This is a genomic window from Neorhizobium galegae, assembly GCF_017877055.1.
Classification (GTDB): domain Bacteria; phylum Pseudomonadota; class Alphaproteobacteria; order Rhizobiales; family Rhizobiaceae; genus Neorhizobium; species Neorhizobium galegae_D.
The window spans coordinates 88,439-104,436 of record NZ_JAGIPG010000004.1 but is presented as its reverse complement, the minus strand read 5'-3'; the positions used below and the strand labels follow the sequence as shown (position 1 = coordinate 104,436).

General features: G+C 63.6%; 12 protein-coding genes. 5 read left to right on the top strand and 7 right to left on the bottom strand.

Annotation, left to right across the window (positions count from 1 at the left end; all coding sequences use genetic code 11):
* The first annotated feature begins 26 nt into the window (after positions 1-26).
* Complete coding sequence (pdeM, locus tag J2857_RS23690) at positions 27-770, top strand: ligase-associated DNA damage response endonuclease PdeM (RefSeq protein ID WP_432420185.1); 744 nt, start codon at positions 27-29, stop codon at positions 768-770.
* A 140-nt stretch (positions 771-910) separates the two neighbouring features.
* On the opposite strand, the gene J2857_RS23685 is transcribed toward pdeM, so the two are convergent.
* The 4 genes from J2857_RS23685 to J2857_RS23670 form a co-directional block, all read right to left on the bottom strand.
* Positions 911-1,162 (bottom strand): hypothetical protein, encoded by a 252-nt coding sequence (locus tag J2857_RS23685; protein ID WP_210012563.1) that lies wholly within the window; start codon positions 1,160-1,162, stop codon positions 911-913.
* Positions 1,163-1,277: 115 nt separating this feature from the next.
* The gene (locus J2857_RS23680; RefSeq protein ID WP_210012562.1) at positions 1,278-1,715 is read right to left on the bottom strand and encodes a universal stress protein; all 438 of its coding nucleotides are present in this window, start codon (positions 1,713-1,715) and stop codon (positions 1,278-1,280) included.
* An 84-nt stretch (positions 1,716-1,799) separates the two neighbouring features.
* The gene (locus J2857_RS23675) at positions 1,800-2,759 is read right to left on the bottom strand and encodes an alpha/beta hydrolase family protein (protein WP_210012561.1); all 960 of its coding nucleotides are present in this window, start codon (positions 2,757-2,759) and stop codon (positions 1,800-1,802) included.
* A gap of 124 nt (positions 2,760-2,883) precedes the next feature.
* Positions 2,884-3,444, bottom strand: coding sequence for a dihydrofolate reductase family protein (locus J2857_RS23670; RefSeq protein WP_210012560.1), 561 nt, complete (start codon positions 3,442-3,444; stop codon positions 2,884-2,886).
* 94 nt (positions 3,445-3,538) lie between these two features.
* Between J2857_RS23670 and J2857_RS23665 the strand changes: the two genes are divergently transcribed.
* On the top strand, positions 3,539-4,057 hold the full coding sequence (locus tag J2857_RS23665) for a winged helix-turn-helix transcriptional regulator (protein WP_210012559.1): 519 nt from the start codon (positions 3,539-3,541) through the stop codon (positions 4,055-4,057).
* Here J2857_RS23665 and J2857_RS23660 read toward each other — a convergent pair whose 3' ends face one another.
* From J2857_RS23660 to J2857_RS23650, 3 genes are all read right to left on the bottom strand, one after another.
* Complete coding sequence (locus J2857_RS23660; RefSeq protein WP_210012558.1) at positions 4,058-4,861, bottom strand: TIGR02186 family protein; 804 nt, start codon at positions 4,859-4,861, stop codon at positions 4,058-4,060. It abuts the gene before it with no gap.
* Positions 4,861-5,787, bottom strand: a complete 927-nt coding sequence (locus J2857_RS23655) for a sulfite exporter TauE/SafE family protein (protein ID WP_210012557.1) — start codon at positions 5,785-5,787, stop codon at positions 4,861-4,863. Before J2857_RS23655 ends, J2857_RS23660 begins: the two co-directional genes overlap by 1 nt.
* A gap of 249 nt (positions 5,788-6,036) precedes the next feature.
* Positions 6,037-9,948 (bottom strand): peptidoglycan-binding protein, encoded by a 3,912-nt coding sequence (locus J2857_RS23650; RefSeq protein WP_210012556.1) that lies wholly within the window; start codon positions 9,946-9,948, stop codon positions 6,037-6,039.
* 496 nt (positions 9,949-10,444) lie between these two features.
* On the opposite strand from J2857_RS23650, the gene J2857_RS23645 reads away from it, so the two are divergent.
* The 3 genes from J2857_RS23645 (at position 10,445) to J2857_RS23635 (ending at position 15,942) form a co-directional block, all read left to right on the top strand.
* Positions 10,445-12,238 (top strand): acyl-CoA dehydrogenase C-terminal domain-containing protein, encoded by a 1,794-nt coding sequence (locus J2857_RS23645; RefSeq protein ID WP_210012555.1) that lies wholly within the window; start codon positions 10,445-10,447, stop codon positions 12,236-12,238.
* 108 nt (positions 12,239-12,346) lie between these two features.
* The gene (locus J2857_RS23640; protein WP_210012554.1) at positions 12,347-13,555 is read left to right on the top strand and encodes an acetyl-CoA C-acetyltransferase; all 1,209 of its coding nucleotides are present in this window, start codon (positions 12,347-12,349) and stop codon (positions 13,553-13,555) included.
* Positions 13,556-13,725: 170 nt separating this feature from the next.
* Positions 13,726-15,942, top strand: a complete 2,217-nt coding sequence (locus tag J2857_RS23635; protein WP_210012553.1) for an FAD-dependent oxidoreductase — start codon at positions 13,726-13,728, stop codon at positions 15,940-15,942.
* Positions 15,943-15,998 lie beyond the last annotated feature (56 nt).

Genomic DNA, 15,998 nt, shown 5'->3' with positions numbered 1-15,998 from the left:
GAACCGCTGGACTGGAAGACGACGAATTGATGCACCGCCTCGCGTTGGCGCGAACGATTTCTGGGGGAGTGGCCGCAACCGGCGCGGAAGAGATCGTCGTGAACGGCGTCCTCGCCGTCTGCGATCCTTTGGGAGGTCTCTATCTGCCCGAAACCGGCATGCTCGTCGTCTCCGACCTGCATCTCGAAAAAGGCGCCGCCTTTGCCCGCCGAGGCATGATGTTGCCGCCCTACGATACGATCGCGACGCTCAATATCCTGTCGGCCGTGATCAACCGCTACGACCCGAAAGTGGTCGTCTCGCTCGGCGACAATTTCCATGACCGCAAGGGCTCCGAACATCTCCCCACCGATCTGCGCTCGCTCATCACGGCGATGGCGCTCGGCCGCGACTGGATCTGGATCAACGGCAATCACGATCCCGACGGCACGGTGGATCTTCCGGGCACCTGCACCGACGAACTCTTTTATGGCGGCCTCGTTTTCCGGCACGAACCGAGCCTGATTTCCGGCCCCGGGGGAAGCAAGGGCGAGATCGCCGGCCATCTTCATCCGTCAGCGACGGTCCGACGCCGCGAAAAATCCGTGCGCCGCCCATGTTTTGCGAGCGACGGCATCCGCCTCCTCATGCCCGCTTTCGGCGTGCTCGCCGGCGGCCTCGACCTGCGCCACCGGGCCATGCACGGACTGTTCGACCGCGAAGCTTTGGTCGCGCATCTGCTCGGCCGCGACCGCATCTATTCGGTGCGCTACGCCAATCTGATCGGTTGAGTGTCTGGTTTAAACCTCTCCAAGCGCCCTACCACATGCGCGGACGCGGATGCCATCCATCATCGATAGCCCTGACGACGCCGAACAGGCTGGACTGACAAGGATTATGGTCTCGTCAGATCCAACAACCAGCGTTCCGCTTAGGGAAACCTGTCCAGATGAAACGATACCCAATCCTCATGCTCGACCGCATTGAGGGTTATGCGGTGACCGCCGAGCCGGAGGGTCGGAGAGTTCAGTGCAGTTCGCAGAATGGACGGCTTCGTGCGAACATGCCCGACATAACGGCAACTGTCGCCGTCGCGAAATTCGGTGACATTGTAATCGACCAGCGCCAAGACTGTCGTGCCGGCGGCGAGTTCCCCTTTTAGGCCTTCAAATACGGTCATCATTCGCTGTCCCCCGGGCCAAGGGAGCATTGTGCGCCGCAATACCGAAGGTGTAAAGCACTGCATGATCGGCCGGTTTTGAACGAACATCCGCAGCCGGCCCGGCGTAGACCAGATCTTACCGATAGACCAGTACTGGCGTCTTGGAATGCGCCAGCACTTTCATCGTCACGCTGCCGAGCATGAAAGCCTTGAAGCCGGAACGGCCGTGCGAGGCCATGGCGATGACGTCGCAATGGTAGGTGCCGGCGGTTTCGATGATGGTGCCTGCGGGATCGAGGCTGCCGAGCTTCACCGTTTCGCAGGCGACCAGCCGTTGTTTCGCCGCTTCCTGGGCGTTGGCGAGAATCCGGTCGGCCGCCTCGTTGTTCTGCCGGTCGTATTCCGCATAGGCGACTTCCATGCCGGTCGGATTGAGCGTCAGGACCTGCAGCGGTTCCATCACCACCAGAACGGTGACTTCCGCGCTAATTTCGCGCGCGAAATCGAGCGCTTTTTCGAGCGCGCTGGTCGAGAGCGGAGAGCCGTCCGTCGGAATGAGAACATGTTTGAACATCTGTGCCTCCTTGTTAGCTTGGTGACATCATCGCCGCTGCGCAGGGTCGTTCATTGATCCAGCGCAAGCCGCAGGCCCGGGCCTTCAGGACGACGCAATCACATGCCCGGACCAGGGATTGATGCCGTCCCGCAGCCAGTGAACGGTATCGTGCCAGAAGCCTTCCCGATGCCGGGAGTGGAACAGGCTGAAATGTCCGATGGCGGCCAGGCCGTAATCCTCCGGCTTCAGCAGCACCTGCGTCACCTGGGCATTGCGATAATACCATAGTGTGCGCCGGATTGCCGCAACCGTGCCGATATCGTCGTCCGACATCGTCACCGCCAGGATCGGCGCTGTCACCGCCTCGAACCGCCGCAGCACATCGCCCCGTTCGGCGGTGGGGTGGGTGCGCTCCATCTTTGCTCCACGAAAACTCCATTCGTTCGCCACGCCTGCCGGCAGGTCCTCCAGCCATCCGAGATGCTTTCCGGGGAAATAGCCGAACATCGCCGTCAGCGCCGGCATCACCACATGCCACTTGAGGAATAACCGCAGGCGATGGCCGCTCGCATAATCCGGCCAGTAGGCATATTGCGCCCCCATGGTCAGCATCCGGTCGATGCGGTTGGCGATCGGCGAGAGGCCGGGCAGGTAGCCGCCGATACTGTGGCCCACGGCATAAAGCGGTTGCCCCGGTCGGACCGCGTCCATGAACCTCAGCGCGGCGTCGAAATCCTGCTCGCCCCATTCCCGCCAGCGGTAGCCGCATCCCTTGAGGCTCGCGGGGCGCGAAAGGCCGATGCCGCGATAGTCATAGGTCAGCACGTCGAAACCTTCGCCGGCCAGGAAGTCGGCGTAGTAGTGATAATAACGGGCGAGCACCCCGGTCGCCGGATTGATGATGACGCTGCCGATGGCCGGCGTGCGGGCAGGCCAGAGGTGTCCATGGACAACGACGCCATCCCGGCAGGCCGTACTGACAGGCTCCCCGGCGGGCCGCGACGAACGGGCGTCGCCCTCATTTTCCCGACCCGCAGGCGCTTCGCATTCCGTATCGGTCATCGTCCGTCTCCCTCGGAACGGTGACCATATATCGCGCTCGGTGAGGCGCAATTAGCCGAAGGGAGAAGGCGGCTCAGGTCGGAAGATCCGGCCGCGCAGCGCGGCCGGTCGTTCGCCTGCGGCGTCAGGCCGCCTTGCTCACCGCATAGGTCAGGATCACCGCGCCGTTGGCCGCCGCATTCGAACTCAGCAGTTTGAGCTCAGTCTGCTGTTCCGCCTTCTTGAACAGGGGGTTGCCGGAGCCGAGAAGCACCGGGGCGATGCACAGTCTATATTCGTCAACGAGGCCCTCTTTCATCAGCGAGGCCACCAGTTCGGCGCTGCCGAAGATGAAGATCGTCTTGCCGTCCTCGCCTTTCAGCCTGGTCAATTCGGCAACGGGATCGCTGACGACCCGCGTATTGTTCCACGGCGCATCCTTGAGCGTCCTGGAGACCGCGATCTTGGCGATATTGTTCATGTAGTTCTTGACTTTGCCGCCTTCCTCGGCGGTCGGCCAGTACGCTGCCATGCCCTCGTAGGTCTTGCGGCCGAACACCAGGAGGTCAGCCTCCTCGCCAAACTGTTCGGAGAGCTTTTCCAGCTCCGGCCCCCAGGCATAGTTGTGGAAGGCGAGGTCCCACGGCTTCTCTCCCTCGAAATAACCGTCGAGGCTCATCAGGTTCCAGACTACCAGCTTTCTCATGTCATCCTCCTTTGTGTTTAAACCAGTTGCAAAAAGCAAGCAGTTGAAAGTTAGCCAAACCGATTGTAGAATGCAAGCGGTATTGGAGAAAAAAATGAACGAAGCATATCGGTCGGGTTGCCCGATCAATCTGACGCTGGAGGTTCTGGGAGATCGCTGGAGCCTGATCGTCATCCGCGACATCATGTTCGGCAATCGCCGTCACTTTCGCGAACTGCTGCAGAATTCCGAGGAAAGCATCGCTTCCAACATCCTCGCCGACAGGCTGAAGCGGCTGGTGGAACGAGGCCTGCTTTCCCGAGAGGACGACCCAAGCCACAAGCAGAAGGGGATCTACAGTCTCACCGAAATGTCGATCCGGTTGGTGCCGATCTTTGCGGAAATGGGCGCCTGGGGCCGCCGTTTCATGCCGGTTTCTGAAGAGCTTTCGATACGCGCACAACTGCTGGAGGAAGGCGGCCGGCCGCTCTGGGAAGATTTCATGGAAGAACTGCGGGTCTTGCACCTGCATGCCCCGCGCGATCCGGCCAAACCCTCCGTCTTCGACCGACTGCGCGCCGCCTATCTCGAAGTCGTCGCCCGCAACGCCGCAGCGGCCGATGCCGCGGAATGATCAGTCCTTGCGGAAGACGATGCTGGCGCCCCAGCCGGTGATGATGGCGATCAGCACGCAAAGGAAGCCGTAGGCGATGGGCCGATCATGCGCCGCGTCGGTGATCGCCTGCTCGATACCGGTCTTGACCACCCGCAGCGGCATTTCCCGCTGGGTGATCAGCTGGCCGCTCTTGAACAGGTAGGCGCGCACCATATGCATCCCGTCCGGGATGTTGGCCGGCAGTTTCAGGGACGCGCGGAACAGGCTCGAGGAGACGAATCGCACGCCGCTCGTGTCGCGCTGGTAGAGCCCGTTTGTCAGCTTCAGGCGCCGATAGGCGTCGCGGAATTCGCCGATCATGCCGGAATCGGGGATGTAGCCGACCGGGTTCAGCGCCAGGTGGTCGATGCCGACACCGATATTGTTGAGGCTCGGCGCCTCGTCGATACTGTCGATCATCCGGGTGCTGGCCAGCGAATAGCTTTCCGGCACCTGTTCGAAGGTCATCCCCTCGGTGTTCATCCAGATCCCGAAGACGCGCTCCTTCTTGCGCACCGTCGCATAGTCCTTCGGGCCTTCGAGCGTCACCACCACGTCATACTGGCCGATCGCCAGGAAGAGTTCGTCGGCATTGGTGAGCGCCCCGAAGATCGTCAGGTCGGCACCGCGGAAATCCGAGGTGATGGCGATTTCGCTGGTCGAAGTGCCGATCTCCAGCCCTTCCTTCACGCCCGATGCCTGCCCGAACGGCACCTGTGCCTGGACCGGAAAGCCGAGCGCCAGCAAGGGCAGGAGGAGGGCGATGCGGAGAAGCCGGCGCATCAGTAGGACATCCCCCCGACCGCGACCGAATAGACATCGCTCGGCGTGACGATCAGCCCGACCGCCAGGCGAATGCCGACGGCGAGCACGAGCAGCGCGAGCAGCGCGCGCAGCTGTTCGCCGCGCAGCTTCTGCCCGACACGCACGCCGTATTGCGCGCCGATCACGCCCGCCACCATCAGGATCGTCGCCAGCACGATGTCGACGGAATAGTTGGTCGCCGCCTGCACCATGGTCGTGTAGGCGGTCACGAAAATGATCTGGAACAGCGAGGTGCCGACGACCACATTGGTGGGGATGCGCAGGAGATAGATCATCGCCGGCACCATGATGAAGCCGCCGCCCACGCCCATGATCGAGGTCAGCACGCCGATGCCGAAGCCGAGCCCGACGACCGGAATGGCGGAAAGGTAGATCTTCGACTTCTTGAACCGCATCTTGAGCGGCAGCCGGTGCACCCAGTTGTGCTGGCCGGGGCGCTTGACCGGCAACGGATTGTTGTTCTTCGCCCGACGCATCGCCCGGACGCTTTCCTGCAGCATCAGCGCGCCGATCGAGCTCAATAGCACGACGTAGAGCAACGAGATGAACAGATCGAGTTGTCCGATACGCCTCAGCCAGGAGAAGACCCAGACGCCTGCCGTCGCGCCCGCGAGGCCGCCGACAAGCAGGACCGAGCCGAGCTTCATGTCGAGCGTGCCGCGCCTGAAATGGGTGATCGCACCCGAAATCGACGAAGCGACGACCTGGTTGGCGCCGGTCGCGACCGCCACCACCGGCGGGATGTTGTAGAAGATCAGAAGCGGCGTGATCAGGAAGCCGCCGCCCACGCCGAACATGCCCGAGAGAAAGCCGACGGCCGCGCCCATGCCCAGAATGATGAAGATGTTCACCGACAGCTCTGCGATCGGCAGGTAGACAGTCACGGCAGAACCTCGACACGGCAAAAAGCGACGCCCTCGCGGGCGGTTCGCGATGTGGTTGTCCGCCCGTTGCGGGTATGGAAACGTGATCTCACATGCCATGTGAACAGGGCATGAAGGGTATCACCCGTCATGCGCCCCGGCGCTGCTCCAAGTCAATTCGCAAGTGCCGGATAATGCGGCAATTTTACTGTTTTTGTGATGGCGTGATTAATATCGCGCAACTCCCCGATCCCGGTCGGGTAAGTAGACTTACTTGTTGCGGGCCAGCAGTTCCTTCACCAGCTCATCGGTGATCTTGCCGTTCGGCTCCTGGCCGACCGAAGTCTGGAAGGCCTTGATCGCGGTCACGGTCTTGGCGCCCATCTTGCCATCGGCCGTGCCGGCGTCGAAACCGCTCTTGTTCAGGATCGCCTGGATGTTGCGGATCGCTTTTTCCATGTCGACCGAGGCGGTGGTCAGCGGCTTGCCGGAAGCCCATTCATCCGGGAGGTTGACGGAATTGGCCTTCGGATCGAGCGGCTTCACTTTCCACTGGTCGACCTTGGCGCGGGCGCTTTCGAGCTGTTCCTTGCGCATCGCGTTGCCCACTTCGTCGCGCTTCTGGGCGGCGTCCTTGTCGCCTCCCTTGGCGGCGACCGCGAACCACTTGTAGGATTCCTCGAGATCCTGCTTCACGCCGTTGCCGCGGGCAAGCAGGATGGCGAGGTTGAACTGGCTGTCGGCGACGCCGAAGTCGGCGGCCTTGCCGAACCAGGAGACGGCGGCCGCATAATCCGGCTGGCCGGCGGCGCCTGAAGCATAGAGCACTGCGAGATTGTGCATGGCGCTGGCATTGCCGGCGTCGGCGGCCTGTTTGTAATAGGTCATTGCCTTGGTCAGGTCGCGGGAAACGCCCGTGCCCTTTTCGAAGAGGTTGGCGAGCCGGTATTGCGCCGGCGCCAGGCCGCGGTCGGCGGCGAGCTTGTACCAGTTGGCTGCTTCCGAGAGATCGGTCTTGACGCCCTTTCCGTCGGTAAAGCGGGCGCCGATCTCGAAGAGCGCGTTCGGGTCGCCGGCAGCGGCGGCGTCGGCAAGCGACTTCGGTTCGATGCCGACCGGAACCACGATCGCCGCCGGAGCGGCGGCCTTGGGAGCGGCGGCGAAGGTGTTCTGGGCCGGAAGCGCATTACCGGCCGGCTCCATTGCGGAGGGCTGGCCGGTCGCCGGGCGCGGATCGGTCAGATGGTTCGCGGTCCTCGCCGGGCCCGACGCCTGTTCGACGGGTTGCGTCGGCGCGGCTGCGATATCCGCGTCGTTTTCGGCGCCGTCGGTCGCAGCCTGATCCTCGATCGTCGGGAGTTCGTTGCTGCCGCTCATGTTGGCCGGAGCGGCCGGCCGGGCCGGTGCCTCGATCGTCGGCGCAGGTGCCGCGGGAGCCTTCGTGCCGCTTGTCAGCGTCTTGGCGAGCGGCATCGCCATCAGCACCAGAAGCACGGCGCCGACCGCCATCAGGATCGGACGGCGATGCTGCGAAAGCATGGCACCGAGACCCTTAGTCCCGGAAGCCTTGGCGGCCTTGCGCAGGTCCTTGGAGGGCGAACCGCCCTGCGAAGGGTCGGTTTCCTGGGCAGCGGCCTTCGCGGCGCGGCGGGCGGCGGCGATATAGTCGGCGCGTTCGGCGGCACTCGTCCGGTCATTGTCGAATTCGCCGGCGACCTGGCTGGCGCGAACGCGCTCGAGGATCTTCTTGACGTCGGGGGCGCCGGAGCCTGGCTCCAGAAGGTCGTTTTCGCGATCCGCCGGCAGCACGTCGGAGGGGTCGAGCGGCGGCGTCGGCTCGATGACGGTACGGCCACCCTTGGGTGCCTCGGCCTTTCCGCCGGGCAGGAAGCGGCGGGAAAGCTCGGTCAGCAGGCTGGTCTTGGCGGCCTTGTCCTTGGTGGCGGTTTTCGTGTCGGCATAGTCGGCGCGAAACGAGGTCTCCTCGGCGGGCAGATCCTGGGGCACCTTGACCCGTGTTCCGAAGGTCGCGGCCGGCTGTTCGTCCGCCTCGGCCTCTGCCATCTCGTAGCGCATCAGCTCTTCGGCTGCAGCGACGGAAAGCTCCGCGGCCGCCGGCATGGCCGGGGCGGGGCGGCTTTCGTAACGAGCCGGTTCTTCGTGATGGCGGTCCCGCTCCGCATGAGCGGAGGCGACAAGCCGTTCTTCCATGCCGTCCAAGCGGTCGGCGATCTGCACCAGCGTGCCGTGGAGGGCTTCGAAGGTCTGGTGGGTGCGGTCGTCCGAATGCCGGGTCAGGTCTTCGAGGTGGCGAAGGTCGTCTGCAAGCGCCGAAAGTGCCGCCATGTCGGCGGCGGTGCCCGGTGCGCCCGCCATGCCGTTGCGCGAATAGGCTTCCACCACCGTCTCGGCGGCCTGGCGGGCGGCCTCGATGATGTATTCGTCATTGGTCGCCATATAGCTTTCGAGCGCCGTCATGCGGTTTTCGAATTCGGCGGGAAGGGCGCCTGCACCCTGCTGCGGCTGGCTGATCAGCACCGAAAGATGGGCAATCTGGTCTTCGAGACTGCGAAGCGCGCCGTCGTCGCCGCGCGGCGACGCCGTTGCCTCGTCGAGCCTTGCCGCAATGTCGGTCAGCCGGTCTTCGATCCGTCCGAAAGCGTCTTCGTCCACCGCCGACGGGACATGCGGCTGATAACCGATTTCCTCGATCCGGCGGGCAAGATAGTCGAGCCGTTCGGCGAGCACGTCATTGACGCTACCCTGCTCCAGTCCGTCGATCTTGCGGGAAATATCGGCGAGATAGGCGGAAAGCTCCGGGTCCTGGGAAGGCTTCTGGGCCTGTTCCAGGATCAGCGACAGCTGTTCGAGCCGTTCCTCCAGGCGCATCGCGGCCTGTTCGTCGGTGAGTTCCTCGATACGGCCGGTCAAGGCCTCGATGCGGGCGGACAGCGCTTCGGTCGGATCGAACTGGGCATGGGTCGCCCGGCTTATCGCATCGATCTGGTCGGCGAGCGCGCTGATGCGGCCGTCCAGCCGCTGCAAGAAGGATTGGTCGATCAAGGCAGAGGCCGAGGCGCGGCTGCCGGCGGCGATCGCCCGGCTGATCTCGTCCAGCCGCTCATCCAATGTCGCGAACTGTTCGGCGATGACCGAATCGTTCGGCTGCATGCGCGAACCGAGCTGTTCCATGGCGCTTGCCACCGTGATCAGCTTCTGTTCGAGCGCGCGGATGACCGGGCTGTCGCTCATTTCGCCAAGCTGGCTCTTGATGTCGTCGATCCGATAGGCGAGCGAGACGAGCTCTTCGCGCAGCGCTACGGAGTCGAGGCCGTGCATGCGATCCTCGAGACCCTGCCAGCGGGTTTCCATCCGACGCACGGAATCTTCGCGGGCAAGGCCGCTCATGACGGCCCGCAGTTCCTCGAATTCGCTGCGCAGGCCGACGGCCTCCGGCATTGCCTGATGACCGAGCTGGTTGATGCCTTCGGCAAGCCGGGCAAGGTCGCCGCGCAGGTCCTCGGTAAAATTCTGGTCTTCGGCAATGGATCTGATCGAGCGGATTTCGGAGCGCAGCGCCGTCATTTCGCGGGCGACGCTTTCGGAAATGTCCTGCTTCAGCTCCTGGCGCAGGCCGACCAACGCCTGGGCGATGTCGCGCATGCCGTTGTCGACGTGCTGCTGCGGCTGCGGTGCCGGCATGCGCGGCTGTGTGACCGGGCGACGGGGTTCCTCGCGGCGTTGCGTTGGCACGATCGGGCGCTGTTCGGCGTAACGGGGCGCTTCTGCGCGGAGGGGGGCCTGGCGCGCCGGCGGGCGATAGGCTTCCGGCGGGCGCAGCTCCGTACGGCGCGGTTCGACATAACGTGGCTCTTCACGGCGTAGATCCGGTGCGCGTTGGCGCTCGGGCGTGGCGCCACGATCGCGGTTGGCGTCGAGCATGCGCTGGCGCTCGCGGATCTGGGCGAGTGGATCGCCGGAGAGTTGCGGTTCGCGATTGGCGGCAGCCGCCGCTGGCCGGCGCTCCTGGCGCGGACCGGCAGCCTTCGGCGCGCGGCCGTCGCGTGCAGTACCTGACATCAACCCCTCGATACGCGCCTCCAGCCCTTCGATGGTGCGGTTCAACGCATCCAGGGAAGAGCGGTCGCCGGGACGGGAAGGGGTCGATCGTGATCCGTTCATGTGCTCGCTCGTTTCGACGTTGTACCTGCCTGGCTCCTCGTCAGCAGCCGTTGTCAGGGATACGAAGTTCCGCCGACCGGCTATGCCTTGGAGATGCCTCACGCAGGACTTGCCATTTTCAGCGGACGCGGGACGTCTTCAGGTAAATGTACTGCGTCGCCTAAGAGCCCACTATTTCCCGAAACGTGGTAAACAAGTCGTTAACCTGAACGAAAATTTTAACCTTTTCGACGCGTTCGGCTTCCTTTGCCGTGATGATCTTCCGGTTGCCCGCTCTATCTTCCTGCTTTCCCATCCAGCTTCGCAACTGTTCGGCCCGTTAAGACCGTACGCGGGACGGAGGAATGGCGATGGTGGAGATCGTTAAAGTTCCTGACGCGCGGAATTGACGTTTACGCGAACGTCAATTATTCCTTGTAGAAAGAATGCGGATCTTGCCGTGAGCCGAAGGCCCTGGCCCGGGATCCCGAGACGAGGATTTGGAGGAAGCTCGACCATGCCAGTGTACAAGGCCCCGGTAAACGACACGCTTTTCATTCTCAACGACGTGCTCGGCATCGAGCGCTACGGCAACCTGCCGGGCTTTGCCGATGCCACTCCGGATATGCTGGAAGCCATCATCGGGGAAGCCGCCAAGGTGGCCGAGGACGTTCTCTTTCCGCTCAATCTTTCCGGCGACCAGGAAGGTTGCACCCGTCACGACGACGGCACGGTATCCGTGCCGAAGGGTTTCAAGCAGGCCTATGACCAGTATTGCCAGGCCGGCTGGATCGGCCTTGCCGTGCCGGAAGAGTTCGGGGGCCAGGGCCTGCCCTACACGCTGCATGCCGCCGTCGGCGAATACATGTCGTCGGCCAACATGTCGCTGATGATGTATCCGGGCCTGACCCAGGGCGCGATCGCGGCAATCCTCGTGCACGGTTCCGACGAGCAGAAGAAGACCTATCTGCCGAACATGGTCGCCGGCACCTGGTCGGGCACCATGAACCTCACCGAACCCCATTGCGGCACGGATCTCGGCCTGCTGCGTTCGAAGGCGGTGCCGCAGGCTGATGGTTCCTACAAGATCTCCGGCCAGAAGATCTTCATCTCCGCCGGCGAACACGGCATGACCGACAATATAGTCCACCTGGTGCTTGCCCGGATCGAAGGCGCGCCGGAGGGCACCAAGGGTATTTCGCTCTTCATCGTGCCGAAGTTCATGGTCAACAAGGATGGATCGCTCGGCAAGCGCAACGGCGTGACCTGCGGCGCGATCGAACACAAGATGGGCATCCACGGCAATGCTACCTGCGTCATGAACTATGACGAGGCGACCGGTTACCTGATCGGGCCCGAGAACAAGGGCCTCGCCGCCATGTTCGTGATGATGAACGAGGCCCGCCTCGGCGTTGGCCTGCAGGGCCTGTCGATCGCCGAGACGGCCTACCAGAACGCTGTCATGTATGCCCGCGAGCGCATCCAGGGCCGTTCGCTCTCCGGCCCCAAGGCGCCGGACAAAAAGGCCGATCCGATCATCGTCCATCCCGATATCCGCCGTTCGCTGATGACCATCCGCGCCTTCAACGAGGCCGGCCGCGCATTCCTGCTGTGGACCGCGCTGAAATCCGACATCGCCCATCGCTCGCCGGATGCGGCCGAGCGCCAGAACGCCGACGATCTTCTCGGCCTCGCGACGCCGATCCTCAAGGGCGTCATGACCGACAAGGGTTTCGAACATGCGGTGATGGCCCAGCAGGTGTTCGGCGGCCACGGCTATATCGAGGAACACGGCATGAGCCAGTATGTCCGCGATGCCCGCATCACCATGATCTACGAAGGCGCCAACGGCATCCAGGCGCTCGACCTCGTTGGTCGCAAGCTGGCGCTGAATGGCGGCCGCGCCGTCATGGCCATGTTCAAGGAGATCGGCGATTTTTGCGAGGAGAACCGCGCCGACGAGAATATGGCGCCCTTCACCAAGGGCCTCAAGAAGGGCTTGAACGATCTGCAGGCCTCCACCATGTGGTTCATGCAGAACGCCATGGCCAAGCCCGACAATGCCGGCGCCGGCTCGACCGACTACATGCACCTCTTCGGCCTGGTGACGCTCGGCTACATGTGGGCCAAGATCGCCAAGGCAGCGCAAGACCGCCTTGCCGCCGGTGACGCCCGCGCCGACTACCTGAAGAACAAGCTGGTCACGGCGAAATTCTTCATGGAAAAGATCATGCCGGAAACCGCGATGCGGAAGGTCCGCATCGAAGCCGGCGCCGACAGCGTGATGGAACTGGCCGCCGACGCGTTCTGATTTTGCGCCGACGCGCTGCCTCCCCCTTGCGGGGAGGGCTGGGGAGGGGTCTTCTCTCCCGTACCGAGATTTGAGGCAATATAAATTGCCACCCAGGGAGATGACACCATGACCGAAGTCTTCATTTACGACCACGTCCGCACGCCGCGCGGCCGCGGCAAGAAGGATGGGGCGCTGCACGAGGTACCGTCCGTCCGGCTCGCCGCCAAGACGCTCGAGGCGATCCGCGACCGCAACGGCCTCGATACGTCCAGGGTCGACGACATCATCATGGGCTGCGTCGATCCGGTTATGGATGCCGGCGCCGTCATCCCCAAGGCCGCCGCCTTCGAGGCCGGCTATTCGACCAAGGCCCCGGGCATGCAGATCTCCCGCTTCTGCGCCTCCGGCCTCGACGCCGTCAACTTCGCGGCCGGCAAGGTTGCGGCCGGTTCCGACGACATCGTCATCGCCGGCGGCGTGGAGAGCATGTCGCGCGTCGGCATGGGCATGTCCGGCGGCGCCTGGTACATGGACCCGTCCGTCAACTTCCCGGCCTATTTCATGCCGCAGGGCGTCTCGGCAGACCTGATCGCCACCAAATACGGTTTTACCCGCGACGACGTCGACGCCTACGCCGTCGAGAGCCAGAGGCGCGCGGGCAAGGCCTGGGACGCCGGCTACTTCAAGAACTCCGTCATCCCGGTCAAGGACCAGAACGGCCTCACCATCCTCGACCGCGACGAGCACATGCGCCCGACCACCGACATGCAGTCGCTCGCGTCCCTCAACCCGTCCTTCCAGATGCCGGGCGAGATGGGCGGTTTCGAAGCTGTCGGCATCCAGGCCCATCCGGAAATCGAGCGCATCAATTACGTCCACCATGCCGGCAATTCGTCGGGCATCGTCGACGGCGCCGCGGCCGTGCTGATCGGCTCCAGGGCGGGCGGTGAAGCCATGAACCTGAAACCCCGCGCCCGCATCAGGGCGTTTGCCAATATCGGCTCCGACCCCGCGCTGATGCTGACCGGTCCGGTCGACGTCACCGAAAAGCTACTCGCCCGCTCCGGCATGAAGATTTCCGACATCGACCTCTTCGAGCTCAACGAAGCCTTCGCCGCCGTGGTTCTGCGCTACATGCAGGCTTTCGACATCAGCCATGACAAGATCAACGTCAATGGCGGCGCGATCGCCATGGGCCACCCACTCGGCGCCACCGGCGCGATGATTTTGGGCACTGTGCTGGACGAGCTCGAACGCCGCGATCTCAACACCGCGCTGGTCACCCTCTGCATCGGCGCCGGCATGGGTACTGCGACGATCATCGAACGGGTCTGAGGCTGCTGGCTAGGCGGGCAGGCCCTCTCCCGCTCCGTCATCCTCGGGCTTGACCCGAGGATCCACGCCCGGAGCGGTGGATGGTCGGGTCAAGCCCGACCATGACGGAAGCGAGAGAGTAGCCCGGACTACCGGCACAAAACGAATTCAAGGGAAGAGGAAATCCCATCATGAGCACCTACAAGAACTTCACCGTCGAAACCGACGCGGACGGCATTGCTCTCGTCACCTGGGACATGCCCGACAAGTCCATGAACGTCTTCACCATGGAGGTGATGGACGAGATCGAGGCGATCGTCGATGCGACCGTTGCAGATGCGGCGGTCAAGGGCGTCGTCTTCACCTCGGGAAAATCGTCCTTCTCCGGCGGCGCCGATCTCACCATGATCAAGTCGATGTTCTCGATGCTCACCGAAGAGCAGGCGAAGGACCCGGCCACCGCCGCCCAGAAACTCTTCGATGCCGCCGGCCGCATGTCCTGGCTGTGGCGCAAGGTCGAGTTGAACGGCAAGCCCTGGGTTTCGGCGATCAACGGCACCTGCATGGGCGGCGCGTTCGAGCTGTCGCTCGCCTGCCACGGCCGCGTCGCCGCCAATTCCAAGTCGGTCAAGATCGCCCTGCCGGAAGTCAAGGTCGGCATCTTCCCGGGCGCCGGCGGCACCCAGCGCGTGCCGCGGCTGGCCAACGCCCAGGATGCCCTGCAGATGATGACGACCGGCTCGTCGCTGACCGCCCAGCGCGCCAAGGCCATGGGCCTCGTGCACCAGGTCGTCGAGCCCGCCGAGCTGATCAACGCCGCCAAGCAGATGATCAAGGACGGCCTCAAGCCCGTCGCCCCCTGGGACGAGAAGGGTTTCAAGGTCCCCGGCGGCGGCATCTGGACGCCGGCTGCAGCCCAGCTCTGGCCGGCCGCCCCCGCCATCCTGCGCCGCGAAAGCGCCGGCAACTATCCGGGCGCGCTCGCCATCCTCAAATGCGTCTATGAAGGCCTGCAGCTTCCCTTCGATACGGGCCTCAAGGTCGAACAGCGGTATTTCACCGAGATCCTGCGCACCACCGAAGCGTTTTCGATGATCCGCTCGCTGTTCGTCTCGATGCAGGAACTCGGCAAGGGCGCCCGCCGCCCGGCCGGTATCCCGAAGACGGAATTCTCCAAGGTCGGCGTCGTCGGCGCCGGCTTCATGGGCGCCTCGATCGCCTATGTGACGGCCTCCGCCGGCATTCCCGTCACCCTCATCGACCGCGACCAGGAAGCCGCGAACAAGGGTAAGGCCCATTCCGAAAAGCTGGTGGCCGATCAGGTCGGCAAGGGTCGGATGACCAAGGAAGAGGGCGAAAAGCTGCTCTCGCTGATCACCCCCACCCCGGATTACCAGGCGCTGTCCGATGCAAGCCTGGTCGTCGAAGCGGTGTTCGAGGATCGCGCGGTGAAGAAGGCGGTCATCCAGGCCGTCGAAGCGGTCATCCCGGAAACCACCATCTTCGCCTCCAACACCTCGACCCTGCCGATCACCGGCCTTGCCGAGAATTCGAAGCGCGCCGACCAGTTCATCGGCGTGCATTTCTTCTCGCCGGTCGAAAAGATGATGCTGACCGAGGTCATCCTCGGCGAAAAATCGGGAGACAAGGCGCTCGCCGTGGCGCTCGATTTCGTCGCCGCGATCAAGAAGACCCCGATCGTCGTCAACGATACCCGCGGTTTTTATGTCAACCGCTGCGTCTTCCGTTATATCAACGAAGCCTATGACATGCTGATCGAAGGCGTGCCGGCTGTCATGATCGAGAATGCCGCCAAGATGGCCGGCATGCCGGTCGGCCCGCTGTCGCTCAACGACGAGGTCGCCGTCGATCTGTCCCAGAAGATCATGAAGGCCTCGATCGCCGATCTCGGCCCCAATGCCGTCAAGGCGGAACACATGGCGCTGGTCGACCAGCTGGTCGACGTCTTCGACCGCCGCGGCCGCAAGAATTTGAAGGGTTTTTACGAATATCCGGCGAAGCCCGCCAAGAAATTCCTCTGGCCCGAGCTGAAGACCCTCTATCCGCAGAAACGGGCCGACGAGGTGGATGTCAACGTCCTGAAACAGCGCCTGCTGGTGACGATCGCGCTGGAAGCCGCCCGCACGGTCGAGGAAGGCATCGTCACCGATCCGCGCGAGGCCGACGTCGGCTCCATCCTCGGCTTCGGCTTCGCCCCCTATACCGGCGGCACGCTCTCCTACATCGACGGCATGGGCGTGAAGACGTTCGTGGACCTGTGCGAAAGGTTAGCCGCGGCCTACGGCCCGCATTTCAAGCCGACTCCGCTCTTGAAGGACATGGCGGCGAAGGGCGAGACGTTTTACGGGCGGTTTGATCCGTATGGGACGGTGGGGAAGGCGGCTTAGGCTGGCTTCCTGGTGATATTGGTCGGCACGCGGGCAATGCGATTTTGCCCACGTAG